This window comes from Thauera carbonicopians (assembly GCF_025699485.1).
GTDB lineage: Bacteria > Pseudomonadota > Gammaproteobacteria > Burkholderiales > Rhodocyclaceae > Thauera.
The window spans coordinates 112,267-138,762 of record NZ_JANUXN010000008.1; the positions used below are offsets into that span (position 1 = coordinate 112,267).

Annotated in this window: 19 protein-coding genes; all 19 read right to left on the reverse strand. The window is 57.6% G+C overall.

The features are described 5' to 3' along the window. Window positions 1–92 precede the first annotated feature (92 nt). On the reverse strand, window positions 93–644 hold the full coding sequence (rfbC, locus tag NX068_RS12260; RefSeq protein ID WP_263461544.1) for a dTDP-4-dehydrorhamnose 3,5-epimerase: 552 nt from the start codon (window positions 642–644) through the stop codon (window positions 93–95). Further along, window positions 641–1,567: a glucose-1-phosphate thymidylyltransferase RfbA gene (rfbA, locus tag NX068_RS12265; RefSeq protein WP_263461545.1), complete on the reverse strand. Its 927-nt coding sequence runs from the start codon at window positions 1,565–1,567 to the stop codon at window positions 641–643. Before rfbA ends, rfbC begins: the two co-directional genes overlap by 4 nt. Further along, on the reverse strand, window positions 1,564–2,739 hold the full coding sequence (locus tag NX068_RS12270; protein ID WP_263461546.1) for an O-antigen ligase family protein: 1,176 nt from the start codon (window positions 2,737–2,739) through the stop codon (window positions 1,564–1,566). Before NX068_RS12270 ends, rfbA begins: the two co-directional genes overlap by 4 nt. A gap of 35 nt (window positions 2,740–2,774) precedes the next feature. Further along, complete coding sequence (locus NX068_RS12275) at window positions 2,775–4,610, reverse strand: polysaccharide biosynthesis protein (protein WP_263461547.1); 1,836 nt, start codon at window positions 4,608–4,610, stop codon at window positions 2,775–2,777. Between the two features lie 56 nt (window positions 4,611–4,666). Continuing rightward, window positions 4,667–5,254, reverse strand: coding sequence for a sugar transferase (locus NX068_RS12280; RefSeq protein ID WP_263461548.1), 588 nt, complete (start codon window positions 5,252–5,254; stop codon window positions 4,667–4,669). 35 nt (window positions 5,255–5,289) lie between these two features. Next, entirely contained in the window at window positions 5,290–6,213 is a 924-nt protein-coding gene (locus NX068_RS12285) for an NAD-dependent epimerase/dehydratase family protein (RefSeq protein ID WP_263461549.1), read from the reverse strand. Beyond that, a complete protein-coding gene (locus NX068_RS12290; protein ID WP_263461550.1) occupies window positions 6,210–7,496 on the reverse strand; it encodes a glycosyltransferase family 4 protein in 1,287 nt (428 codons plus the stop codon). Before NX068_RS12290 ends, NX068_RS12285 begins: the two co-directional genes overlap by 4 nt. Then, window positions 7,463–9,364 carry an asparagine synthase (glutamine-hydrolyzing) gene (asnB, locus tag NX068_RS12295; RefSeq protein ID WP_263461551.1) on the reverse strand — a complete coding sequence of 634 codons (1,902 nt, stop codon included), beginning with the start codon at window positions 9,362–9,364 and terminating at the stop codon, window positions 7,463–7,465. The genes NX068_RS12290 and asnB (NX068_RS12295) overlap by 34 nt, the downstream gene beginning before the upstream one ends. 79 nt (window positions 9,365–9,443) lie before the next feature. Continuing rightward, entirely contained in the window at window positions 9,444–10,676 is a 1,233-nt protein-coding gene (locus NX068_RS12300; RefSeq protein WP_263461552.1) for a glycosyltransferase, read from the reverse strand. Continuing rightward, window positions 10,669–12,585 carry an asparagine synthase (glutamine-hydrolyzing) gene (asnB, locus tag NX068_RS12305; RefSeq protein WP_263461553.1) on the reverse strand — a complete coding sequence of 639 codons (1,917 nt, stop codon included), beginning with the start codon at window positions 12,583–12,585 and terminating at the stop codon, window positions 10,669–10,671. Before asnB (NX068_RS12305) ends, NX068_RS12300 begins: the two co-directional genes overlap by 8 nt. 4 nt (window positions 12,586–12,589) lie before the next feature. Next, the gene (locus tag NX068_RS12310; RefSeq protein WP_263461554.1) at window positions 12,590–16,861 is read right to left on the reverse strand and encodes a D-glucuronyl C5-epimerase family protein; all 4,272 of its coding nucleotides are present in this window, start codon (window positions 16,859–16,861) and stop codon (window positions 12,590–12,592) included. Then, the gene (locus NX068_RS12315; RefSeq protein WP_263461555.1) at window positions 16,858–18,240 is read right to left on the reverse strand and encodes a glycosyltransferase; all 1,383 of its coding nucleotides are present in this window, start codon (window positions 18,238–18,240) and stop codon (window positions 16,858–16,860) included. The genes NX068_RS12310 and NX068_RS12315 overlap by 4 nt, the downstream gene beginning before the upstream one ends. Window positions 18,241–18,258: 18 nt before the next feature. Beyond that, a complete protein-coding gene (locus NX068_RS12320) occupies window positions 18,259–20,172 on the reverse strand; it encodes a class I SAM-dependent methyltransferase (protein WP_263461556.1) in 1,914 nt (637 codons plus the stop codon). After that, entirely contained in the window at window positions 20,154–21,911 is a 1,758-nt protein-coding gene (locus NX068_RS12325) for an ABC transporter ATP-binding protein (RefSeq protein WP_263461557.1), read from the reverse strand. Before NX068_RS12325 ends, NX068_RS12320 begins: the two co-directional genes overlap by 19 nt. After that, on the reverse strand, window positions 21,904–22,671 hold the full coding sequence (locus NX068_RS12330; RefSeq protein ID WP_263461558.1) for an ABC transporter permease: 768 nt from the start codon (window positions 22,669–22,671) through the stop codon (window positions 21,904–21,906). Before NX068_RS12330 ends, NX068_RS12325 begins: the two co-directional genes overlap by 8 nt. A 19-nt stretch (window positions 22,672–22,690) precedes the next feature. Further along, window positions 22,691–23,770: a non-hydrolyzing UDP-N-acetylglucosamine 2-epimerase gene (gene wecB / locus NX068_RS12335; protein ID WP_268740167.1), complete on the reverse strand. Its 1,080-nt coding sequence runs from the start codon at window positions 23,768–23,770 to the stop codon at window positions 22,691–22,693. Continuing rightward, window positions 23,763–24,869: a DegT/DnrJ/EryC1/StrS family aminotransferase gene (locus NX068_RS12340; RefSeq protein ID WP_268740168.1), complete on the reverse strand. Its 1,107-nt coding sequence runs from the start codon at window positions 24,867–24,869 to the stop codon at window positions 23,763–23,765. The genes wecB and NX068_RS12340 overlap by 8 nt, the downstream gene beginning before the upstream one ends. Next, complete coding sequence (locus tag NX068_RS12345) at window positions 24,866–25,456, reverse strand: acyltransferase (protein WP_263461560.1); 591 nt, start codon at window positions 25,454–25,456, stop codon at window positions 24,866–24,868. Before NX068_RS12345 ends, NX068_RS12340 begins: the two co-directional genes overlap by 4 nt. Beyond that, complete coding sequence (locus NX068_RS12350; RefSeq protein WP_263461561.1) at window positions 25,453–26,493, reverse strand: FAD-dependent oxidoreductase; 1,041 nt, start codon at window positions 26,491–26,493, stop codon at window positions 25,453–25,455. The genes NX068_RS12345 and NX068_RS12350 overlap by 4 nt, the downstream gene beginning before the upstream one ends. Window positions 26,494–26,496 lie beyond the last annotated feature (3 nt).

Genomic DNA, 26,496 nt, shown 5'->3' on the forward strand with positions numbered 1-26,496 from the left:
TTGCGCCGCCCATGGCGACGACCTCGCCGTCCAGGTTTCGTGCTTGATCTCAGTGCGGGTTTCGCCGTCGAGATAGTCTTCGATGCTGATTTTCAGTCGAAAACCTCGCACTCCGCCAGCACCGTCCCAGCCTGATCCTTGGCCGACAATAAGGGTCGGCTACCGGCCAGCGGCCATTCCACGCCGACCGTGGGGTCGTCCCAGGCCAGGCAGCGTTCGTGCTCGGGGGCGTAATAGTCGGTGGTCTTGTACAGCACGTCGGCGGTTTCGCTCAGCACCAGGAAGCCGTGTGCGAAACCTTCGGGAATCCAGAGCTGGTGCTTGTTTTCGGCCGACAGCACGGCGCCCGTCCAGCAACCGAAATGCGGCGAACTGCGGCGCAGGTCGACGGCGACGTCGAAAATCTCGCCTTCGATCACGCGGATGAGTTTTCCCTGCGGCTGCTGAATCTGGTAGTGCAGGCCGCGCAGCACGCCGCGCCGAGAGCGTGAATGGTTGTCCTGCACGAAGCTCGCCTGGCAAGCCGTCGCGGCCTCGAAATCCCCCTGGTTGTAGCTTTCGAGGAAGAAGCCGCGCGCATCGCCGAATACCCTGGGTTCGAGCAGCCAGACGTCGGGGAGAGACATGCGTTTGGCGGTGATCATGCAGGTATTTCCTTAAGCAGTTGCAGCAAGTAGCGGCCGTAGTCGTTCTTCGCCAGCGGGGCCGCCAGGTTCTGGAGCTGTGCGGCGTCGATCCAGCCCATGCGAAAGGCGATTTCCTCCGGGCAGGCCACCTTGAGGCCCTGGCGACGCTCCAGTGTGGCGATGAACTGGCTGGCTTCCAGCAGTGAGTCGTGGGTGCCGGTGTCCAGCCAGGCGTAGCCGCGTCCCATCGTTTCGACGTCCAGCAAGCCGTCATCCAGGTACAGCCGGTTCAGGTCGGTGATTTCCAGTTCGCCGCGTGCCGAAGGGTGCAGCGTGGCGGCGCGCGCGCTGGCGCTGCCATCGTAGAAGTACAGCCCCGTCACGGCATAGCTCGATTTCGGCTCGACGGGTTTCTCCTCGATCGACAGGACCTTGCCGTCGGCAGCGAACTCGACCACGCCATAGCGCTCCGGATCATGCACGTGATAGGCGAAGATCGTTGCGCCGGTTGTGGCCGCGGCAGCCCGTCGCAGCAGGCAATGTAGCTCGTGGCCGTAGAAGAGGTTGTCCCCCAGCACCAGTGTGCAGGGCGTGCTGGCCAGAAAGGAGTCCGCAATGATTAGCGCCTGCGCCAGCCCTTCGGGCTGCGGCTGCACGGCGTATTGCAGCGAGAGCCCCCACTGCGAGCCGTCTCCCAGCAACTGTTGGAAGCGCGGTGTGTCCTGCGGCGTCGAAATCAGCAGGATGTTGCGGATGCCCGTCAGCATCAGGGTGCTGAGCGGGTAATAGACCATGGGTTTGTCGAATACCGGCAGCAACTGCTTGCTGATGGCGAGCGTGGCCGGGTGCAGGCGCGTGCCCGAGCCGCCGGCAAGAATGATGCCCTTGCGGTTGCGGTTGCGGTTGCGGTTGGGGGAGGGGGTGGGCTGTTCGTCTCTCATGCACTACCTTGATTTGTGCGCATGTGCGCAGTCGCCGCAACGGCAAAACCCAGTGGCAGCCAGGTGATGAACCAGCTTTCGTTCGGCCGTGAAAAGAAGTTGCCGCCTTCGGTCAGGCCGGCGGCGAGGCCGAAGACGACCAGGCAGGATGCCACCACTGCATCGGTGTTGGCGCGCTGCACGAAGCAGGCGCGAAGCGCGGCGACATGCATGGCGATCCAGATCGCAAGGCCGATGAAGCCTAGTTCCAGCGCAACCGCCAGCATCACATTGTGCGGATCGCGCCAAGTCATCTTCGTTGCTTCGACGAAGAACTCGGTACTGCCTTCGAAACCGTGGCCGATCAAAGGTTGCTCCATGATTTTGCCGAATGCGGCGACCCAAATTTCTGGTCGGCCGGATAAACCCCTGGAGGTGAATATTGTTGGCTGAATCACATATGCAAATACAGCCAATGCTGCCATCAGCCCCAGCGCACACAATGTGCGCCGGCTTGGTCGGATCAGGCAGAGCCAGCACAGTACCGCGGCAATACCGACCAGTGGTGTGCGTGAGCTGGTCAGAACTATGCCCCACAACAGGATCGGGCAGCAGAGCAAGCAGATCCAGAAGAAGTGGTTCCAGCGCTCGGAAAGAAATACTGACGCCACGCCGAAAACGAACAAAAGTCCAAGAACGTGTGATGTAAGCAACTGGTTTATCAGAATGCCTGGGCCGATATAGTGTTCCCATGGTTTGCGCGTCGCTAGAAACTCGGGTGCTGTCCAAGCTACGAAGGCTGTGACAACGGTCATCGAAATCAGCAGGACATACCGCAATGGGACGGTGGCGCGGGCAGCACCGAGATAGAGCATGCCCGCGAGGGCTAGAAAGATGTAGAGAGGGCGCTTGACCAGCGACGACGAAACCTTGTCGCCCTCCGCCCAGCCCAGGCTGATGAGCACCCAGGCTGCCAGCACCAGGAACAGCAGCACTGCGGGCTGCTTGATGGCCTTCAGCATTTCCGTCCGTGTCACGATGAGTCCCAGCAGTGCAGGAACGGCGAAGAGCGCATAAAAGCTCTTCGAATACAGGCTACGGTCGGTGAGCCAGAAAAAACCCGTCAGCAGGGTGAACAAACCAAGGCTGAGCCATATGCTCAGCGTGGTTTCGAGTCGATCTCGGTTGGGCATCAGATTTAATGGGATTGAGTGAGGGGTGAAGCACCTCAGTGCCGAGCAGGTTCGTACTCCGGTACCCAGCGCTTCAGGCCTGTGCGCACGTCGTCGTCACTGACTGGCCCTGGTTGCGATAGCCATTGCGTTAGTTCGTCCAGGAAGCTTTCTGCGACTGGCCGAGAACGTGCGATGCGGAGCTTGGGGTGGGGCGTCTCACGGGTTTCCTCGGCATCGGCCAGCAACTCCTCGTACAGCTTCTCGCCAGGGCGGAGGCCGGTAAACTCGATGCGAATCTCGTCTTCGGTATAACCAGACAAGCGGATCATGTTGCGTGCAAGGTCCACGATTTTGACCGGCTCGCCCATATCCAGCACGAAGACCTCGCCGCCCTGACCCATGGCCGCTGCCTGAAGCACCAGTTGTGCCGCTTCCGGGATCGACATGAAGTAGCGGTTGATCTCCGGATGGGTCACTGTCACCGGGCCGCCGCGAGCGATCTGCTCGGCAAACTTCGGAATCACGCTGCCGGTGCTGCCGAGTACGTTGCCGAAGCGGACCATTTCCATCTGCGTAGAGCATGTGGCGGCACAATGCAGCGCTTCGCAGATCATCTCGGCCAGACGCTTGGTGGCGCCCATGACATTGGTCGGGTTGACGGCCTTGTCGGTCGAAATCAGCACGAAGCGTTCAGCACCGAAGTGCTGTGCATGTTTAGCAACCAGCAGTGTGCCCAGTACATTGTTGCGTACAGCTTGCCAAGCGTTATCTACCTCCATTAGCGGCACGTGCTTGTAGGCGGCAGCGTGAAAGACAAGCTGTGGAGTCCATGTGGAGAAGATGTCTTTCAATCGGGCAGCGTCTTTCACATCGCCCACCAGCGGTACGATCTTTATTTCCGGCCTCCGGCTACGGAACCACTGTTCGGTGTTGTAGAGCGCAAACTCACTATTTTCCAACAGCACCAACTGTGCTGGTGTGAAGCGTGCCAACTGCCTACAGAGCTCGCTACCGATCGAGCCGCCTGCACCGGTGATCAGAACAGTCTTGTTGGTCACCATGCGCTGAACATGAGCAGAGTCGATCTTCACTGGGTCGCGGCCGAGCAAGTCCTCGATATCGACTGGCCGCATGGCATTGATCGCCACCTTGCCACCCATCAGATCTTCCAGGCCGGGTACGGTGAAAACCTGTGCTCCAGCGCGCACAGCTAGGTCGGTGGCTCGCTTCAAGGCATCCGAGGCCGCAGAAGGCATTGCCAGGATCACGTGTTTGGCCCGATGCTCCTTCAATACCTCAGGGAGTGATTGAACACCGCCTGCCACCCGATGTCCGTTGAGTTCGAGCCCCCACTTATCGGGATTGTCGTCGAGTAGTGCAACGACTCGCCAGTCGGGGCTGCGCTCCAACTCCCGTACCAGCATGGCTCCTCCTGTGCCCGCGCCGACAACGACGACGGGCTTGCCTGTCGCAATCAGATCGCCGTACAGCATGTGTTCCTTCCACATGCGCCATGCTGCTCGTCCGCCACCCATAATCAGCAGCAGCAGCATGGGATACAGCGCGATCAGCGAGCGCGGTAGCGCAGGGCTGCCGCGCTCCACTGCAATCAGCGCGATCAACGCCAGTGTTGATATTGCGATGGCTTTCAGTACCCGCTTGAGATCCGGTAGACTGGCGAATACCCACATACCACGATAAAGACCGGCCACGCGACAAGCAACGGCATGCACGCCCACCAGCGCCGCGCCAATCAGCAGCAACCTTCCTGTGTAGTGTGTTGGCCACTCGAAATTGAAGCGCAACAGAAAGCCGCCGACCCAGGCCGCAACGGCGGCGAACAGATCGAAGAGAAATACCAGTGTGGTTCGGGTGTACCGGGTGATCATCTTGAAAATGCTAAAATACCCGTGCGGACTCGATTGGAGCAGCTCGTAACAGGGTGTTAGGGTCGAATACGGTCGCCAGCGCCTCTACCTGCCAACGTCAGGAAAATGTACCGAAAATAGGCAATGATACCGAGCGAACACAGCATGCGCGCATCCGTCTCGGCAAGCAACTCCGGTGTGGACATGTCGATTTTATTGATTTGCGCCAGGCCGGTGATTCCTGGACGGGCATCGAAAACCCCCTGTCTGGACCGCTCGTCGATTAGTTTGTGTTGATTGAACAGACAGGGGCGAGGCCCTACCAGGCTCATATCGCCCTTGAGCACATTCCAGAGTTGAGGTAGTTCATCGAGCTTGGTACGACGCAGAAAACGCCCGAAAGGTGTGATATCCCCAGCGTTGGCCAGATGAGTGGCCACCGATGCCGTGCCCAGGCGCATGGTACGGAATTTGACCAGTGTGAACGGCTGTTGGAAACGCCCGACCCGTATCTGCCGAAAGAGTGGCGAGCCGGTGTCGCACAGTCCTATGAAGAAGATCACCAGCAATATCGGCAGCCCGAGAAGTATGCCGAGTGAAGAAAGTAAAACATCGAGAAGGCGGATCATCTGGCCGGGTCCGGTACACTTGCTACGGTTCTTCATGCTGCGCTCAGTATCACGGATAACTCAGCAGATTGTTATTCATGTCTTATGTTTGATCGATACTTCCTCAGCGCCAGCCGCATCGCATCGGAGCGGGCGATCGGCGGACTCCAGCCTGCTGCGTCATGGGCATGGCTCCAGTCGACCTTCATGGGTCGGGTCAGGCTGTCCATGGTTCGGCTCATGCCGCTGGCTCTTGCTAGCGCGTGCAGCCATGAGATTGGAACCGGGGCATTGATAGTCCGTTTGCCGCGAGCAGACGCAATCTCGTCGATCAGTTCTGCTGTACTGTAATCGGAGCCGTCGCCAATCACAAACAGCCCGCTTGCATGGCTGGCCATGGCGCAGCGCAGGAGAAAATCTGCCAGGTTGTTTACGTGAATGAAAGATCTTCGTGCGTGTGCCGAGCCGAATGGCAAGGGTAGACCACTGGCAACCAAGTTGCACAGGCGTGTGAAGTTGCCAGGACAGGCCGTCCCGTACACCATGGGGGGGCGTATGATCGTCAAACGGCCATCCCTCCTACTGAATAGCCCGGCCAGTTCGATATCGGCATTCAGCTTTGACAGCGCATAAGGTGTTGCAGGGGTGGTCGTGGAGTGCTCCGTAATTGGCTCCAGACTCCAGTTTCCGTATACGCCCAAAGAGCTGAGATGAACCATACGGCCCACGGATTCATCAAGCACGTGCTGGGAAAGTCTGACTGGCAACTGGCGATTGGCTATGTCGAGCTCCGTCATCATGCATTCAGCATGAGCTTTCCCCGCGACGTTGATCAGGGCATCAGCAGAAAGATTCTTTAATGCAGAAGAATCATTGATGTCGATCTGCTTTCCATATTTCGAAAGATCTTCATGGTATTTCCGCGACAAGAGAATAAGTTGGTGCCCGCTCTCGGAAGCAAGGCGTAAAAAAGACTGTCCGATGTATCCGCTGCCGCCTGCAATGATCAGCTTCATCGTACGAGTCCTGGAGAAATATTCAATATTTCAAGATAGCGAAGCGCGAGTTCTTCGTAGCCATGATTTTTCATCACATAGTCATGCCCTCGGCTACCCATGGCCGCTCGTTCAGTTTCTGACATGGCGGCAAAGGTGGCGAGCGCATTGGCTATTGCCGGTATATTGTCCGGCGATACGGAAAGACCAGCGCGGCATTCCGCCACAGGGTCGTTGCCTGCACTGATTGCGAAAAGAATGGGCAGTCGAGCCAGCATATAGTCAAACAGCTTGTTCGGGCTGACGCCAAACCGGAAGAGAGGCTCCGGACGTAATGAGATATAGCCGACCTGAGCAGCGTCGAGCAACCCAGGAATTGCCTTCTTCGGGATCTGGTCAAAAATGGCGATGCGATCCGACAAGCTCTTCTCCGCGACAGTTTCTGCAATTTCGGCGCTCAACTCCCCGCGACCAACGACAATTGCTGCCACGCGATGGTCGCCATGGTCGCGCAGCAGGGCAATCGAGTCGATCAGCGATCGAACATTGTTCGGTGTACCCAGTGCTCCTGCATAGACTACGACCAGCTTCCCCTCTGCGCGCCAGTGATGGATCTGATTGAATATATCGTTGCTCGCATTGCTGATGCGTGGCGCGTGCGTATCCACACCATTCGGTATGTAGTGCCAGCGTGCCGGATCCAGTCCTCGATCGATCATATGGGGCAAGGATTTTGGAAGCAGTGAAACGACTGCATCGGCATGTGTATATGCGTATCGTTCCAGCCAGCCGGTGATGCGTACCAGGGGATGGGAAGAAGGAACACCGGCCAGCTCCGTCAGGCTCAACGGCCATAAGTCGCGTACTTCGAATATAGAGCGCGCACCAAAGTGGCGAGCCATACGATGGCTGGTGAGAAAAGCATATGGATGAGGCGAGGAGGCCACTATCATGGATGGCCGCCCGTATCGTCGGACAAGACGGCCTGCATGAAATGGCAGCGCAGTCGCAAAAGCGGCCATGTTCAGCACACGGCCAATATGATTGCCTTGATAAGCGGGGGTTGGCAGAAACTCGTAAGGCACGTCTCCGATGGAGCATGCGCCCCGCAGTGCTCCCGGAGAGTCCATCAAATGGTGGAATGCCGGTGTGATGACGACCGGGGTCGCTCCTCTGCCTTGCCAGGCACGAGAGAGTTCATACGGGCGGTTGTAGCGGCCGACACCGGGGCCGCCCGCATATGGATGGATATACCAGATCGTCGGTGAAGTCATGGCGCCGAGATGTTGAAGCGGTTCAGCCACCGAGCCAACGTTCCGATTCGAAATACGACTGCCTGGGCCGTTTGTCGTTCTGCCGGAGGCATGGTGCGCCAAGCGCGCAGCAGGGCCTGGACATCGACCCAACGCCCAAGGATCTGGGCGGCATCCAGGCAAGCGTCTTCCATATGCTTTCCAAGGCTACCGTTCATCCATTGAGACTGAGGGGTGACGAATCCCATTTTGTCGCGTCGATCCAATATCTGGTCCGGGACGATACCGCGCAGTCCATGGCGCAGCACTGCTTTTGTCCGGCCTGCGCGTAGTTTGTGCCCGATGGGAAGCCGGACGGCAAACTCCACCAGCCGATAATCCAGAAATGGGACGCGACTTTCCACGGACCAGGCCATGGAGTTTCGATCCTCGTAACGCAGGAGGCTTGGTACGCTGTAGTGATTCAGATCCAGCATCTGGCGCTCGCGAATATCCGAAGTTGCGCCCAGCGCAACAGTGCTTGCCGCACTCAGCGCCCGGCTGCTCGGGCGCAGGAAATCTTCAACTTTGAAACCGTCCGGGCGCAGGAAAGCCGGCAGGTAGCGTATCCCTTCATGCCAGCGCCAATAGCCGCGATCACCATTCAGGAGCACCGCCAGCGCTTCGCGGGAGGCGTGGATGAAGCGTTTCTGGCGCAGCAGTGACAGCACATGGAAAGCATAGAATTTCCGGTAGCCGCCGAGTATTTCATCGGCACCTTGGCCGTCGAGCAAGACGGGGATGGAGTTTCTGCGAGCCTCGCGCATGACAGCCCATTGAGCATATAGACTGGCCGTGGAAAACGGCTCCTCCTGATGCCAGACGAGTTGTGCAAAATCGTCGATCAAGGCCGACTCGGTCGGTTCGGCCATATGTCCGACTACCCCTGTGGCGTCGATCACCCGCTGCGCCCATAGGCTTTCATCGAACTCGGGCTCTGAAAAACGGGCGGTAAATGTATGGACCGAGCTGCTTGCGATGCGCGCCATCAGTGACACGATGCTCGATGAGTCCAGCCCGCCCGACAGACATGCGCCGACGGGGACATCGCTGCGCATGCGCAATTTCACCGCGGAGGTGATCAGTTCGCGGAAGGTGTCACACGCCTCCTCGAATGACGGAACCTTTCCCTCGCCCAGTCCAAGCTCAAGGTGCCAGTATGGCTTGGGCGATGGAACGAGGTTCTGTGCTGAAACAGTCGCATGACAGCCCGGCGGAAAGGCTGCGATGCCGTCGAAAAAAGTTTCATTGGAAGCGTTGATCGTGCCGAATACCAGATAGTCATGGACGACACGATCATTTGCCTGGGTGGGTGCAGTCGCACCGGCAAGCACTCCCTTGATCTCGGACGAAAACCATAGCGTGTTGTTCTGGACACGGAAGTGCAGTGGTTTCACCCCGAAGCGATCGCGCGACAGAATCAGCTTTTGCTCGACTGCGTCCCAGATCGCCAATGCCCACATGCCATTGAAGCGTGCGAAACAGTCTGCTCCCCATTGGGAATAAGCGGCAAGAACGACTTCCGTATCTGACTCGGAACGGAACGTACAGCCACGGGAGCGGAGTTCTTCACGTAGTTCTCGATAGTTATAAACCTCGCCGTTGTATGTGATCCAGTACCTGCCGTCCGCGTAGCTCATGGGCTGGTGAGCGCGGTCGGTACAGTCGATGATCGAGAGGCGCCGATGCCCAAGCGCCAACCGGCCCGCCGGCAAATCCGAAGCTCCGGGATGTTCACCATGCGACTGCGGAGCCCCCTGATCGGAAAACAGCGCATGACCGGCTCCGTCCGGGCCACGATGAGCCTGAACGGAAGTCATCGAAAAGATCGGGCGCAAGTCGCAAGGCACGGCGGACAGAAGGCCGGCGATTCCGCACATCAATCGGCCCTCGCGTTTCGGCCGACCATCATGTCGATGCTTGGCCTTGTTGCGATACGTACCAAAGCTGCACGTTCTGTCATAGAGCTTCGTATATTGCGACGAGCTTGCTGCCCTCGATCTCCCAGCATACCTCTTGCCGTGCCGAAGAAGCGTTACGCATCCATTTGGAGAAACGAGCCTTGTCCTGAAACAACGCTTCGATCAGGCGGGCGATGGATTGGGGTTTGCTCATGTCGCCCACCAGACCGATATCCCGGCCCTCGACCATTCTCCGAATTTCCGGCAGATCGCTGGCAAGGATAGGCAGTCCTGCGGCAATGAATTCGAATAGTTTGTTGGGCGTGCAGTAATGGTTGTTCAGACACGTTGCCTGATAGGGAATCACGCCGGCATCGGCAGCTACGGTATAGCGCGGCAGATCTGCCTGCGGCACGGCGGGATGGAGGAATACGCGATTGCCAAGCCCGAGGTTCCGCACTATGGTGGCGAGTATCTTTGACAATGCGCCATCACCGAGGATCACCAGCACGATGGATTCGTCGCGGACGTGAACCATCGCTTCGACCAGCGACTCCAGGTTGCGCCCTGCCGACAATCCTCCCTGGAGGAGCAGAATCCGGCTCGAATCCGGTAGCGAAAAAAGTGAGTGGAAAAGCCTTGCTCGCTTCGGCGGTGTGGAAGTGCGGTCAGCGTTATGGATTACGCCCACGTTGCGAATTCCGTACCGCTTTTCGAGTTCTGCGGAAATCGACGCATTGACCGTGATGACCGCATCACATGCGCCGATGTGTCTTGCTTCGATTGCTGCCCAGCGAAGTTTCTCGCGTTCGGAAAACTCCTGCTCGCAGTAGAGCTCATGGCTGTCATACACCAGTTTTGCCCCGCAGCGCGCGGCGTGTTGCCGGGCGACCGCCAGCATTGGCAAATCATGCGCGACGAATACATCGGGGCTGAAGCGGGCTGCCGTATCTGCAAACAGCCGGGTGAAGAATGCCTCTTGATCCACGAGGTAGCGCCATGCCCAGGTTTTGAGCGCGCGCATGGCAGCACCATTCATGGGAATCACGCGGCGCACCCAGCGGTAGCTCCGTAGAATCAAATTCTCGCGAGCGACAGGCGATCCGGAGGTGGACAGCCTGACGATGCGAACATCCTCTGTGTCGTCTTCGGTATCCAGTGGCATTGCCACAATGGTCACCGCCCAGCCTGCGGTTTCGAGGCTGTCCGCTTCCAGAAGAATGCGCCGGTCGATCTGACGGTCGGCGGTCAGCATCACCACCGACCGCTTCGACTGCGATTGCTCAGGCATTGACCTTCAAATCTCCGTCGATGAATACCCGGTGCCAGAGTTCGAGGCAGAGCAGCCCCCACACCACACGGCCAAATTCGCGCTCGTTGTCGATCGTCTGTTCAATGGCACTGATGTTGTAGATGCCGCGCTGCCGGACGCGATCGGACAGCAGGATATCCCGCACGAATTCGCGCGCAACGCCCTTCGTCCATTGAGCCAGGGGCGTCGGAAAGCCCATCTTGTCCTTCCGCTCGAATACCTTCTGCGGCACGGTATTACGCGCGGCCTCCTTGAACAGATGCTTCATGCGGCCACCGGCAAACTTGATGTTGGGCGGAATGCTCGCCATGAACTCCACGATACGATGGTCGAGCAAAGGCACCCGCGACTCGATCGATGCCGCCATGCTCGTGCGGTCCTCGACGTGCAGTAATGCCGGCAGCGAGCCCTTCAGATCGAAGTAGGTCATCCGGTTGATCAGCGAATGCAGCTCGTCCCGGTTGAAGATCTGCTGGAAGGACTCGAACGGGGAGTACCCTGTCGAGAACAGGTCGCCGCTGAACAGGTGGTTCATGCCTTCGCTGCGGTCGATCAGGCTGAAGTAGCGCCTGTCCGGTGCCTCGAACAGCCCCTTGCTCCAGAACCCCTGGAGCATCGGCCGGTACGTCTGCAAAAGAGGCAGGTTGGGGACAATCGACTCCAGTGATACCGCATACCGGTGCTGGTCCGCCGTCTGGTAGATCGCACCGGCAAGGCACTTTTCGAGATAGGCGACAAGATAACGGGTATAGCCGATGAACAGTTCGTCGCCGCCCTGTCCGCCGAGAACGACCTTCACATGCTCCGATGCCAGCTTCGATACATAGTACTGAGGAATGACCCCCGGCCCCGCCAGCGGTTCATCCATGTAGTACATCAGCTTCGGTAGGACATCATGCAGTTCCGAGCCCTGGATGTAGATCTCTTTATAATCGGTGCCTGCGAACGCGGAAACTTCCTTTGCGTAGCCTGTTTCGTCGAACTGCGGCCCTTCCGGGAACGCGCCGGTAAACGTCTTGATTCGCTCGCCGCGCAGCATGCCGGCCGCAAGACAGACTACCGTACTCGAGTCCAGGCCGCCGGACAGGTGTGCCCCGAGCGGAACGTCGGACCGCAGATGCATGCGGGTTGCGTCCTCGATCAGGCCGGCGAGATGGTCTACGAACCAGCGTTCGTCGTGCTCCTCGTCGATCTCGTACTTCAGGTCCCAATATTGCCAGGTGTGGACAGAAAGCTGATCGCCGCTGAACTGGGCCGTCATGCAATAGCCTGGTTCCAGCTTGCGGATATTCTTGAACAGGGTTTTGTCGCCGAGGCAGAACTGGAAAGTGAGGTAGTCCTGCAGACCATTTCGGTCCGATTCGGCTTTCACGACCCCCGAAGCGAGAATCGCCTTGATCTCGGAGCCGAACGCAAGCGTCTGACCGTCAAATGTGTAGTAGAACGGCTTGATGCCGATCCGATCGCGTGCGCAGAACAGGCGCCGGTTGCGTTCGTCCCAGATTGCGAACGAAAACATGCCGAGGAAGCGGTCGACGCAGTGCTCTCCCCATTCGCGGTAGGCATAGAGCAATACCTCCGTGTCCGAGTACGAGCGGATGGGGTATCCCTTTCCGATCAGTTCGCGCCGCAGTTCGAGATAGTTGTAGATGGCGCCGTTGAAGACAACGGTCAGTTGTCCATCTTCCGTCGTCATTGGCTGCTTACCATGTTCGGGGTCGATGATGGCGAGCCTGCGATGCCCCAAGGTTACGTTTGCGCCCCTGGCTTGAAATACTCCATCTCCGTCCGGGCCGCGATGCGCTATGGCGTTCATCATGGCGCGAATGCCATTACTCGTGTTCGAGTCTGCTGTCGAAACTCCGCACAGTCCTGCAAAACCACACATTGGCTTAGTCCTTGTCTAGAATTTTGATTTCGTACTGTTCAATGCTCATATAACGAAAGCCTGGCCCTCTATAGGGGTGCCTTATCCTCAGGCTAACTTTTTCAGCGTCTGCCGTGAAACGAATGCCCAAGGGAGGAGATGGGACAGAGAAGTCGGCTGAAACAAGCTCGCTGGAGAGCAGTTGCCCCCCCTTGATATCGACATGGATGCGAAAGCTACGGTCGACAGGAAAAATATCACCGCCCAGTCCTGATGGGGTGATGTTGAATACATACTGCTGGCCAGGGGTCAAGCTGGAGACCGTCCAGTCATGGTTGTGGTTAACCCCTGCAGCGCCTATGTAGCTTGCGCCTTGATTTTTAACACCGATGTCCTCTTTTCTGATGATCGGATTATTTTTGATATCGATATTCAGCGGGAAAACAAATGGATTTGAAGGGCCGATGACGCCAATTGGATTGGCGCGAGTAAATATATTCTCTCCAGAAAATTCATCCCTGCCAAACCGGTACGTCATCGAAATGAACTTGACCTGATCTGGCGCGGTTTCGTATAGATGCTTTATTCTATCAAAGGGAAGCGGTCGCGCCGAGGGGTCGTTTCTGTCGACATACCAACCGTTATAAGTTGGATCGTAAAGATGCCAGTGCCCATCATGGAAAATCTCGGCGACGGTATGCCCCATATTCTGAGGATAGTTCATTAGGTTTATATAGCGCCCGGGCATCCCCTGGCTTGCGGCTAAGGCAAGCAAAGTTCCTGTGAACGTACCGCAAGCGCCGGTTCTAGTTTGAATTGTCGCATCTGGAGTGCCATCCCCGTCTATTCCTACCTTGAACTGCGAGATGTAATCCATGAATCGAAGAATTTTTGCGTGATTAGTGCTCAACCCGTTTGCAAGCTGGTCAGAGAGTCTCTTTATCTCCCATGTAACAGGGGTCCGAAAAACGTACAAAGGGTTATTCGGGTCATTTCCCCCGAGAAACTGCTCAGAACTCTTTACGTGAGACTGCTCAATCGGTGAGGGCGAGGCGTTTGGTGCCGTACTGATGGCTTCTATTTGACGAAGCAGAATACGAGGTTGCCCGACAAAGTTGCCAAAATCTATACGCAAGCGTTTCACCCGATCATTGGGTAGCAGTGGGAGCATGGCTGCCTGACCAGGCCCTGGGTCACCCTCCATCAGTGAAGAACCTAGTGTTCCGTCGGTGAGTACCTCCCTGACGTTCACCTGTGTGGCCCGGTTCTCGCTGCTTTCCCAATGTAGCCGTATCGCCGAAAGCGATGCCTCACGGTCGAGCTCCAGCACGACATAGCCGTCACTGCCTTCGACGCCTGCCGTGTAGTCGTCGTTGGGATCTCCGTCCAGGGCATTATCAAATCCATGCCCAGGGTAGGTTTCTCCCGCATTGATGACGCTCAATGAAATTGGCTGAGTATCGACTGCCACTCTTTGTTCACGTATTGCAGAGACGCCTTTTTGCTGCAATTCGAAGAAATAGCGATGCCGATCGGCGTACTGATAGAAGAACCAATCGTTGGTCAGATTGGCGATACGCTGTAGCTGTTCGACCTCGTACTTCTGATAGTCCGGCCCCTTGTACCAGCCCATGTCCTGAGGCCGAATCGTGAAAACGTCCTCCTTCCACTGCTGATCGCCTTGTAGGCTCCAGATACCGCCGCGCAGTGGTGCGAACACGAGATGATTACCCTCGTGGATCACCTGAATCTTGAACGCGAAAGTACCCTTGCTCACGTCCTTGTATCGGATGACGAGGCGATGCTCCGGGACATCGAATGCGTCTTCGAACTCCCTGTCAGGGAGCGGCAACCTGAAGAACACGTTATGCCGGGCGCCGCCAGGGGCTGCCTCCGGCCTCACCTGGTAGCCATTGGAGAACGGACGGACACTCCTGCCGTCGACGGTCTGTTCACCTTTCCATTCCGCTCCCGCCATCTGGGCGCTGCTTTTTGAATCCTCGGGAGAGCCGATGTCAAGACGCACGTAATGCCCAGTTTGGGGGTTTTGCAGCAGAACCTCATCGATGAGCGGGGATTTCTCACCGTCTAACCAATCTAGTTGCAGCAGCAACTCTTTTTTTGGGTTCTGGTCGTAGCGAAGCCAATACCCTGTATCAAAAAGATGCAATTGCTCTTTCAAGGAATAAATTCCTTTGTTGGAAAGTGATGCCAACTCGGCATCATCCGTTATTCGTGATGCTTCTGCAATTTCAGGTATGCTGACAAGATGGGCGTTCAGGACATGGCTCGCGTTTGGAACTTCTTCATACCAGACTTTTCTTGAGCGATCCGTATTAACAATACCTCCTTTGCTCAAGTGAACGGAGAACGCATTCCCGGTTTTTTTGATGGCTTTTCTTACTTGGATGTCATTGCCAATTTTTTCCTGATATGCATATACCAATGATTTAAGGACATAAGCCTGCCCGAATGCAGATGGCCAAGGGGCATTGCTGGCGATATCGTTGTATGCATTATCGAATGGGTAGGTGTAGATGGCTGCGTTGCCGATGGAAATATGATTGTTTTCATCCAAAAGCCACTTCAGAGCCGGTTCGCGCAGAATGAGGTTCGGGCCCTTCTTCATGAATGAGGCTGCGCCTGGCATTTGGGGGCCGGAGATCAGTTGCTCGCCAATCAGGTAGGGGGAGTAAACGGCATGGCCTGGATCTTCGTCGGAGCGGCCCCGTTGATTGCTGCCCCTGGCTTCTTCGTCTGTGCCAATATGCATCATGATGACCCCGTTGGGGTCGAGCGAATAGATAGGAAGTAGCGGAGTCTGTTTTGGCAGCTCGATATTGGCAGATGGAGTCACCTGCTTTCCTTGATCTATATTTTCAACGAAGGCGAGATATCCCTTTGCAGCCGCTGACCAAGGAAGAAATCGTTCATCCCGAGTGGAAAGGCTCTTCAGATAGGCATGATGCTTCTCGCCATATGAATTGCCGACCCAGTAGCCCAGATCCGACGGCCTCACAGGAACGGTCCATTTACGCCAATGACCTTCCCCGGTGAGGTGCAAGTCGCCGTCACGCATGTCGCGGAATGTCCGGCCTGGGGCGACGGATCGTTGTTGGACCGTGATGTTTGCTGCCGCGTCGTCGTAGTATTCGACGACGAGCTCGTACCATTGGTCGCGCTGATTGTTCTGCCACTCGCCTGGCAAGGTGAGATAGAAATAGGTATGGGGAGGGCGCATCTCGTCAGGCTTCTCGTCCAGTGCTGCAGGTACGAGCCTGCGGATCGTGCGGCCGGCAAGCTGCTCGGGCTGCCCCCAGTGGGTGCCTGCAATCCGGACGGGACCTTCGCTGTCTCCAGCGTCTCCGACATTTATAGTTACTTCGGCCTTGGACAGGGGGTCGCGCAGCGTGATTCTGTCGACAGCCAGCGTGTGATTCGGATAGCCATAGGGGTTTGCCAATCTGAAAAGCAGTTCGGCCTTGCGCGGATTGAGGTCGTAGCGCAACCAGTATCCAGTATCGAATTTGGGCAGCCAGCGATACAGGGTGTCGGTTCCACGCTTCAGCCAGGTTGCGATTTCCCCATCGTTGCTTGCCTTGTGCAGGTCGGAAAGTGCCAGCAGCACCCGCATATGTCCGTTCAGGATGTGTCCCGGATTGTCGATTGGCACGGGAATCTCTTCGAACCATACGTCGCCATATGCTTCGAACAGGAATCCGCCCTCTGCCAGCGGCGTGAATAGCGCTTGTGCAGCCTTTCGGGCAAGCTTCAGGTATCGGCTGTCCCCGCTGCGTTCGTAAGCGACGACGAAGGCCTGTATCCCTACTGCCTGGGCAAAAGCACTCGACCACGGCGCCTTGATGGAGATGTCGTTATAGGTGCTGTCGAACTCGTATTGCCATACCCATTGGCCAGAGCTGTCTTGCTGTAAATTCTGTTCGAGCCAGCCCAGGGTAGCTTGGAATTTTTCGTCGCTTTTGCTGCCAGCCAAACGGGAGTCGTAGATCTCCCTGTCTGCATAAGCCAATGCATACAGCGCAATCCAGGCTGGATGGCGTTGCTTTCCGTATCCGTCTATCTCAAGAAATGGCACGCCGTTCTCATCAACCAGGTGTTGGGCGCGATCTACATCCGTTTGCCCGGACGATGCGGTTTCATGTGCAGGCGCCGTAGCGGGTACAACGCTATGATAGTCAAGGTTGCTGTCGCAACCCGCAAGAATAGAAGCGGCTGCGACAAGCGCGATGGAGGAAAGCCTTGTTGCTTCCAGGAGTGTCCTGACGTGATATTTCATGAAATTACTTGCCTGTCATCGCGGAGCTGATCGGTGGCTTCGGCGGCCTCGATCACGGGCCGCATCGCCTCAAGATAGGACGCGGATTGTGTCTGCCAGGTAAAGTTCAAGCGGTGAGAAAGAAGTCTGGTCTTCCAGTCAGAAATTTCCTGGCGTGAAAAGGCATAATCGACCGCCAGCGCGATGTCTTTCGCACGATGCATCGGCCGCGCGACTCCAAACCCTTGCTGGACCACGAAACGATCCAGCTCCGGGGATTGGTTTGCGAGGATCGGCAGGCCGGCCTGGATGAATTCAAACAGCTTGTTCGGAGTGCAGTAGTACGAATTCAGATCGACATGGGGGTAAGGGATGATGCCCATGTCGGCGGATGCGCTGTGTTGCAGGAGCTCGGATTGAGGAACTGCTGGCAGGAAGAATACCCGCCGATCCAGGACGCCGTGCTTGCGGGCAATGTCCTGCAATACCTCGCCAAAGGGACCAAACCCCATCATGACCAGATCGATGTCGGGGGTTTCGACGGCAGCGAAGGACTTGACGAGATTTTCGAGATTGCGATTCGGCGCGAATCCGCCTTGAAACAGCAAAATGCGTCGGTTCTTGCCGAGGCCCGTTTTCTCGCGCAGCAGATCATAGCGTGCGTCCGGGTCGAAGCTTGGCGGCGGATCGATCGCGTTCAGCAGCGTCGCGGGGGTGTCGATGGCGTAGCGCTTGGCCATTTCCAGGCCGATCGACTCATTCACCGCAAAAACAAGGTCCGCATGTTTGATGAGGCGGGCTTCGGCCTCGGAGCAGATCTTGCGCTGAATGGTGGAAAAGGATTTCTGCTCGGGATAGAGCTCGTGGGCATCGTATACCAAGGGCACATTCCGCTTTGACGCGAGCTCAACGCCTGCTTCGAGCGCTGGTAGATCGTGAACCTGGATGACGTCGCCTTCGAGTTCGGCTGCGCTGTTTACGAAGGCGCTGCGGAAAGGAAGCGGGTCATGCAGGGAGCGGTTGCGATAGGTAAGGAGCAGAGTCGCGCGGTAAAGCTCCCAGTTGATCCTGGATGCGTAGCGGAAACCTGCATTGAATATCCTGAGATGTGCCGGCATGCGGTTTGCCAGACGGTTGAGCAGAGCGTTCAGTCCGTGCTGCCTACCTATATAGCCTTGGTATACCGGGTTCTCGGGTATGATGTTCGCAAGTCCGATGCGTACGAGATCGATGCCTTCTGGCGTGATTTCCCTGCTTCCTTCAGGCCCAAATGAAAGCGCGACCAGTGTGACCTTGTGTCCCGTTGCAATCAGGGATTGAGCCTGAGCGACGACGCGGCGATCCAGGTGCTGGTCGTGGCATAGCATCAGAACGGTTCGGGCGCGTTTTTCTTCATTCATATCGTTCAAGATCCTTTTTTATTTTTTTGTTTTCCCGAGGCGCTGTCGGATCCACTGGCCCGCACGGACCTCACGCCGCCGCTTGACTTGTTCCAGATCGGTTTGCTGTTCAGCGTATTGTCTATGAAGTTCGGCAAGGTCAATTTCCAACTTATTTTTCTGGTCCACAATTGAATCCAAGATCGATGCCTTGGCGGAAAGCTTGGCTGTCAGGTCGTCGTTGACGCGATTCATCCTGTCGAGCTGGTGCCGCAGGCTGGAGCATTCCGCCCTCACGGCGGCGAGCGAGCTCTCAAGTTGATTGCCTTCGCGTAATGCGGCCGCGAGCGCGGCATCCTTGGCGCTGAGTTCGGCCGCCAAGATATCGCGCTCGCGGCTTGCCTGCTCATATTCGAACTGACGTTCGGAGCACTGGGCGATGGCTTCGGAGAGCTCGTTCTTTAGCCGCTGGCTTTCATCGAGAGCCACTCTCAGGGTTTCCGATCTGGCTGAAAGCTCCATGGAAAATGTGCTGCGTTCCTGCTCCGCGAGGTTGGTTCGTTGGAGAAGGTTGCGTTCCAGGCGAGCGATTTCCTTTACCAGTAGTGCGTTTTCTCCATCACGATAAAAAGAAGATTGTGGTGTGAGTGCGGAACGGTCTATCCATAGAGATCTGACTGCCTGGACGTGAATCTTCGTTGCAGGAATCGTGTAATAACCGGCTTGATCGTTCTGCGGCAGCAGGCGGGTAAGGATAGGGGCGTTGCCTTGCAGGGATATCGCCTGGAGTGGCTCTGCTGAGGGCATGCGGATCAGAAGCCCGTAGTAGCCTGCCTGCACGGGGCGCGGTAGCTCGATGTCGACAGGCTGTTCGGGAAGCAAGCCGATATCGCCCTGGAACAGCAGCCCGGTGCCATCTTCGATCGAAATTGCCACCGTCTGAGCTTGCCGGCCGACAAATCTGATGCACGGGATGCTGGCTGGGTAGACGGGAAGCTGGAGGATCGCTCCGCCATCGACGGCCGCGACCATCCTGGCTGCCTGCGGATACGGGTCGAGATTGTCGACGATTCCATGATGGGACAGCCAGAGCGCCGCGGACAGCTCTTCGCTTTCGACGGTGTCCATGCCTTGCCGTCGCAGCGTTACTTGGTCAGCACGGCAGAAGGCGACAAGAATCTCGCTGTGGCTGCGGATGAATCTCTTGTTGGCAGCCAGACTGTACGTACATAAACCCAAGGCACGGGCGACATCGTCGGGCAGCGCTTGAGGAATATCGGCTGCGCTTCCCTTCGTGCTGCAGGCAGGGCACACAGCTTCGTCCCACCCTGCCCATTCGTCCATTTCCAGGCGGCGATACGCGGTTTCGGGCGGGAGCATGGGCGACCACGCTTCACCGGACAGGATGATTCCGGCGACCGTCCAGCCTGCCGGCGCCCGGTGAATCAGTCCGGGGATGTCGTACGAACGATGATGCCAGTTGACGTGATAGCGGCTTCCGCAAGCGGCGCAGCAAGCTGTTGCGTCCAGCAATGCTTCGCGAAACGGGACGGCGAAGAAGACCCAGTCATGTGCGACGCGGAAAAGCTCGGCCCACGCAGCTCGTTCCACATCGTCGGACAGGTGCTCGAATACATCCGTCGTCATGACGAGATCGAAGGCTGCGTCATCGAAAGGCAGATTGGCGACATCTCCATGTGTGGAGGGCAATCGAAGCCGTGAAAGCGCTTCACTGCTGCCGTCGAAGCCATGGAACCGGGTGTCTGTACGTTCCGCCAGCACATGTGTGATCTTGCCGTCACCGCAGCCGACATCGAGCGCGGTGCTTACGCCTGCAGGCCAGTGATCGAGGATGGCCTGGATCAGATTGCGCTGGCCTTCCTGTAGTTGCTGGTCCCAGACGGCCGCCGACTCATAGAGTCTTTCATTGGCCATTATGTTGATGACTCCCATACAGCAGGCTGGTTGACTGTGCCGATCTCGATCCCGATGCCGGGGGGTGGCAGCACCTTCAGTGCATAGCACCTGTCGTGCAGGTCATAGGCTTTGGGCTCCACTCGGGTAGCCAGATTGAGCTCCTTGAACAGTGCGATCGAAACGATGTAGTCGCCGGGCCCCAGGTGAAGTGTCGGGAACGCGACCTTGATCAGTCCTTCTCCCGACATGCGCCCAAAGCTCAATCCGTCGCGGTTCGAAACGACCTGCATCGCACAGCTTCCGTCCGGCCGATAAACTGCGATGACGGCAACGGGATCGTGGATTTCTCCTTGGGTGGAATAAGCCATGACGGCTGACGAGCTTTCGCCCGTGATCAAGGTGTGGCGGCGTTCACCTTCGGCGTCGAAGAAGCCGAAGGCTGTAATGCTTGCTTCTCCAGAGCCGTACCTGTCTTCCGGGGAAAGCGTCACGAGATCGAGCTTGGATATGATGCTTTCGGCCTTGGACTGTGGCTGAAGTGCCGGTACACGAACCGAGATCCAGTGGTCTGGCGAGCCGGGTTCGAGCACAGTGAGCCGGACGTAGTCGTTTGTCTCCGGATCGTACTGCTCGATCGCAATTTCGCTGGTTTCCGAAGGGAGGATATCGAGTTCGATCCAGGGTCCCCGGGAGCGTGCGGCCGGCCACGTGACTTGCCATGGCGCGTGTTTGTACAAGCCGCCAAAGTCGCCGAAAAGCCAGCATGAGCGCCCGGCAGCGGACTCGGGGCCGCGCCAATTCATGTGGGTTGCGTCAAGAATCGGGCCGGCCCCATCGGCGCATGGCTTGTTGGGTTCGATTGTGGCCTGAAGGGATTCACCTGTACCAAAGCGCAGTGCAGAAACCGCCACCGGCTTTGCGGGGGCATTGCCGTCAGCGCCGATCAGACGGAACAAGGCTGTCGGATTTTTCTGGTCGAGACTCGCAGCTTGTTGCCGTGTCAATGACATGTTGCGCGCGCGCGTACGTATTTCCTCGTCCTCGCGGACCTCGGCGAGGTAGAGCTTGCTGACCGGAAGAATGGGCCCGTCCTTGCGAATGGTGCCGTGATCGATCCAGACTGCACGATCGCACAGCAACTGGACGGAACTCATGTCGTGGGAGACGAAGAGGACGGTGGCGCCGCTCTCAGTCAGGCGCTTCATCCGCTGTATGCTCTTGCCCACGAAATAGGCATCTCCAGCGCCGAGAATTTCATCGACGATGAGGATTTCGGGCTCGATCGTGGTTGCAACAGCGAACGCAAGGCGCGCATACATGCCTGCAGAATATTCCCGAACGGGCCTGTCGATAAAGCCTTCGAGCTCGGTGAAATCGATGATTTCGTCGATTTGTGCCGCCAGGGACGCGCCTCTCGATCCCTGCAGTGCGAGAGCGGCACGTATGTTTTCGATTCCGGTGAAATCGGGATGAAAGCCGGTGCCAAGTTCCATCAGCGCTTGAACATTGCCTGTGATGCTGATTCGTCCGGAGTCAGGCTGCATCTGACCGGAAATCAACCTCAGCAGAGTGCTTTTCCCGGCACCGTTCCGGCCGATCAGTGCTACGCGCTCTCCGCGCTGAATCTCGAAGTCAACGCCCTTCAGGGCATCGAAGACATCGTAGCAACTGCGCGGTACGGCGACTCCGAACGCATCCAGGGCGCGCCAACCGGGGTGCCGGAAGCGTCGAAAGGATTTTGCAATATCTTCGATTCTGATTGCGATGTCAGACATAGTCAGCAAAAAGCGGTTTCAGTCGAGAGATGAAGGCAAAGCCGGCGAAGAAAATCGCAAAAGCAATTCCAGCAAAGACGAAGAGGTCTGCGGCGGGCAGCTGTCCGTCGAGCAATACTGCGCGATACAGGGACATCAGCCTTGCAAGCGGGTTGAAGTCGAGCATCGGTCTGAGCCCGTCCGGAACCATGTCGTCTGTATAGGCGATCGGTGAAACCAGCATCATGAAGAGAATGAGGATGGGCGTTGCCTGCTGCAGGTCCCGGAAAAAGATCGTGAGTGTCGCCGTGATCCATACCAAGCCGAGGGCCATGACGATCTGCAGCACGAACACCAGCGGGAAGGCCAGATGCGAAAGGTGCATATGACCACCATACAGGCATGCGCCCCAAACCATCAGCATTCCAAGCCCCATGCTGGCGTGTCCGACCAGCACATCCTTGGCAACGACCAGTTCGACTGGGAACAGCGTGTTACGCAATAGCCCCCGGTTCGCCACGAGGCTGGGTGTGCCGACGCCGAAAGCCTCGGAAAAGGCGAGAAACGGCACCAGGCCGCAGAAGATGGTGAGCACATAGTCGGCGGTGCCGAGGCCGGGAAGCCGGACCTGTAGAATGTGGGCGAACACGACCGCGTACATCAGCAGGAACAACAGGGGGTAGAGCACCAGCCAGATAGCACCCAGGACGTTGCCGGAAGTTCTTGCTTTGAGACCTTGCAGCACCGTGGCTTGGAGTAGGCGACGGTGCTGGTAGAGCATTTGGAATGCGCGCATCGAACTAGGAATTCAACGCTGAGACGATCTTGTCACTTGCCTTGCCGTCTCCGTATGGATTGTCTCCCTTGCTTGTCGGGAGTGCGGGTGCAAGGGCGGCGGAGACGATTGCCTCCCGCGAGGCACCGGTCAGCACGTTCCAGCCCAATTCCACTGTTTCGACCCATTCGGTTTCGTCGCGCATCGTGACGCATGGGACATCGTAGAAGAAGGCTTCTTTCTGTACTCCTCCAGAGTCCGTGACGATCACACGAGCGGATTGCTCGAGACGAATCATGTCGAGGAAGGGGAGCGGCTCGACCATCTTCACATCCTTCATCATCGGGGCAAGTTCCTGGTCTGCCAGTATCTTGGCCGTACGGGGGTGTACTGGAAGGACCACGGGCTGATGCGCCGCAAGTTCTGCAAGTGCCAGGCCGATCTCGCGGAGGCGGCACGGATCATCGGTGTTTTCGGCACGGTGGCAGGTTGCGAGCACGTACTCGCCTTCCTTCAGGCCGAGGCGGTCGAGTGCGTCGCTCTTCGAGCGAGCGAGATCCCGGTAGTACAGCGAGACGTCGTACATGACGTCACCCACCAAGGACACGCCATTCGTGACACCTTCGCGTGCAAGGTTCTCGACCGCGGTTCGCGTGGGGCAGAAGAGCTGGTTCGATACTCTGTCGGCGAGGATGCGGTTGATTTCTTCGGGCATTCGCATGTTGAAGGAGCGCAAGCCGGCCTCCACATGGGCTACCGGGATATGCAATTTGGACGCAGCCAGTGCGCCCGCCAGCGTCGAATTGGTGTCGCCGTAGATCAGCACCCAGTCCGGGCGCTCGGCCAGCATCACGTTTTCGATTGCTTCCAGCATGCGGCCCGTCATTGCCCCATGATGTCCTCCGGAAATCTCCAGATTGAAGCGCGGATGGGGTATGTCCAGCTCGTCGAAGAATACCTGAGACATGTTGTCGTCATAATGTTGTCCGGTATGAAGCAGCAGCTCTTCAATATCCCTTGCGTATTGGCTGCGAATGACACGCGATACTGCCGCTGCCTTGATGAACTGGGGGCGGGCGCCGACGATGGTGAGAAGTTTAAGCATCACGATCTCCCGTCTGGAGGATGCTGCAAATCTCGTGCTGGTTCTCGCTCGACAGATCCGAACTCATCGGCAGGCTCATTACCTTCCTGGCCGTCTCTTTCGAAACTGGAGTCTCGTCGGAGACACCGAGATGCCTGTAGGCAGGCTGCTCATTGAGCGGAATGGGATAGTGCACCGCAGTGGGAATTCCCGCTGCCTGCAGGCGGGCCTGAGCGGCTTCGCGGTCCTGGCATAGCACCGTATATTGGCCGAATACAGAGGTTCTGTCCGGGCGCTGCACCACGCGTGAGAAGCCGGCCGCATCCAGAAGCTGATTGTAACGGGCTCCAATTTCGAGGCGCTGTGCAATTTCCCAGTCGAAGCGCTCCAGCTTTGCCAGCACGACTGCGCACTGCAGCGTGTCCATGCGTCCACCAACACCGATGCGGGTGTGGACGTAGCGTTTGCTCTGGCCGTGAACGCGGATCTCACGGCAGGCCTGCGCGATGGCATCGTCGCTGGTGAAAATGGCGCCGCCATCGCCGTAACAGCCCAGCGGCTTGCTCGGGAAGAAGCTGGTGCAGCCGATGGAGGACAGATTGCAGCTCTTGCGGCCCTTGTACTCTGCGCCAAAACTTTGCGCTGCATCCTCGATGACGGGAATGTTGCCGTGGCGCGCGGCGATGGTGTTGATTTCGTCCATGTCGGCCGGTTGGCCGTACAGACTGACCGGCATGATTGCTTTGGTGCGCGGGCTGATCGCGGCTTCGATCAGCTTCGCGTCGATGTTGCAGGTGTCGGGTTCGATGTCGACGAACACCGGTTTGGCGCCGAGCAGCACGATGACTTCAGCGGTGGCGATGAAGGTGAACGGGGTGGTGATGACTTCGTCGCCTGGGCCGATGCCAAGCGCCATCAGGCTGATCAACAATGCCTCGGTACCGCTGGCAACGGTGATGCAGTGCTTTGCGCCGGTGTAGGTTTCAAGGCGTTCCTCGAGTTCGCGTACTTCGGGGCCCATGATGTACTGACCGTGCTCCAGTACCGCATTGATACGCGCCTGGATCTGAGGTTGCAGTGCGCGGTACTGGGCTTTGAGGTCGATGAAGGGGATGCTCATTTGCTGCTGCACTCCAGGGTGTGATCGTTGAGTCGATAGTGTTGGCCGGTATGTGGGCAGGTGTATTCGCCTGTTCCTGTTACCGGCAGGGGAATCTGTTCGCCGTATGCGCTCATCCACCCGACTTGCCGTGCAGGCACGCCAACCATCAGGGCATAGGGTTTGACGTCCTTGTTGATGACGGCGCCGGCGCCGACGAAGGCGAATTCACCAACGGTTACTCCGCAGACGATTGTGCAGTTGGCGCCCAAGGTGGCTCCACGCTTGATCAGCGTATCGCGATACTCACTCTTGCGTTCGATGAGCGAGCGGGGATTGTAAACGTTGGTAAAAACCATGCTTGGCCCACAGAACACGCCCTCCTCAAGGAAGACATTGTCGTAAACAGAAACGTTGTTTTGAATCTTGCATTTGTCACCGATTATGACCTTGTTGCCGACGAAGACGTTCTGGCCCAGTGAGACACCCTTGCCGATTTGGGCGCCGCTGCACACGTGGGCAAAGTGCCAGATGCGTGAGCCTTCGCCGATCTGGGCGCCGTCGTCGACGATGGCGCTGGAATGTACGGTGTAGCTGGTCTGTGTCATTGGAGAATCCTTTGTGCGGCTTCTTCGCCCTGCAATTGGGCTGTAGTCCATTTGCCGCCGTAAATATGTAGCACTTTGCCCACGCGCTCGAAAGCCCAGTCGCGCGTGGCGTCCGAAGGGTTGTCGGCACTGCGGATCAGTGGCCGTACGCCGGAGAAGGTGGCTGCCACATCACCCGAGTGGGCGAATGGTGTCAGGTAATGGTTGTACGCCGCCAGCAGATAGCGGATTTCACTTTCGCTGGGGCCGGGGTTGTCGGGGCTGGTCTGACGGATTTCGGTGGTGCCGACCAGGGTTTGGTCCTTGTAAGGCAGTACGAAGAAGATGCGTTTCGCTCCTGGTACTTGCAACAACATAGCCATGGAGCAGGGGCGGTCTAGCATGATGTGGCTGCCGCGCACCCAGTCCAGTTCATAGGCAGGCTGTCCAGGCTGGGTGTTGCGCAGCTTGCTGGCCCAAGGGCCTGTTGCGTTGACGATACGGTCGAAAGCATCGAGTTCATCGATATTGCTGATTTCTTGGCCACAGTGCAGATGGCCGCCCGCACTGCAGAATTGGTCCACGACCCATTGTCCGAGTGCTTCGTCGTCCATTTGGGCGTCGTAGAATGTGTAAGCGCCTTGCAGATCTGCGCGCTTGAGCCCGGGTTGTACTTTGATGGCTTGCTCCGTGCTCACCCAACGCCCTTTCGGAAAACCGCTACCACAGGCGAGCAGGTCGTATAGTCGAATACCGGCGCCCAGTGCCCAGCGCGAACGTCCTGCTCCTGCATATACTGGTAGCATCAGTTGCAATGGGTCGCAGAGATGTGGCGCTTGCTGAAGCCAGGTGGCACGCGCTTGCAGCGATTTGCGAACGAGGCGCAGATGCCCCCCTTCGAGATAGCGCAAACCTCCGTGCAGCAGCTTGGATGACGCACGACTGGTCTCGGCCATGGGGTGCTTGCGCTCGAACAAGCTCACATCTATGCCTTTGCGCACGAGCGCCCAAGCGGTACAGGCCCCAACGATACCGGCGCCAACCACGGCGACACGCACCTG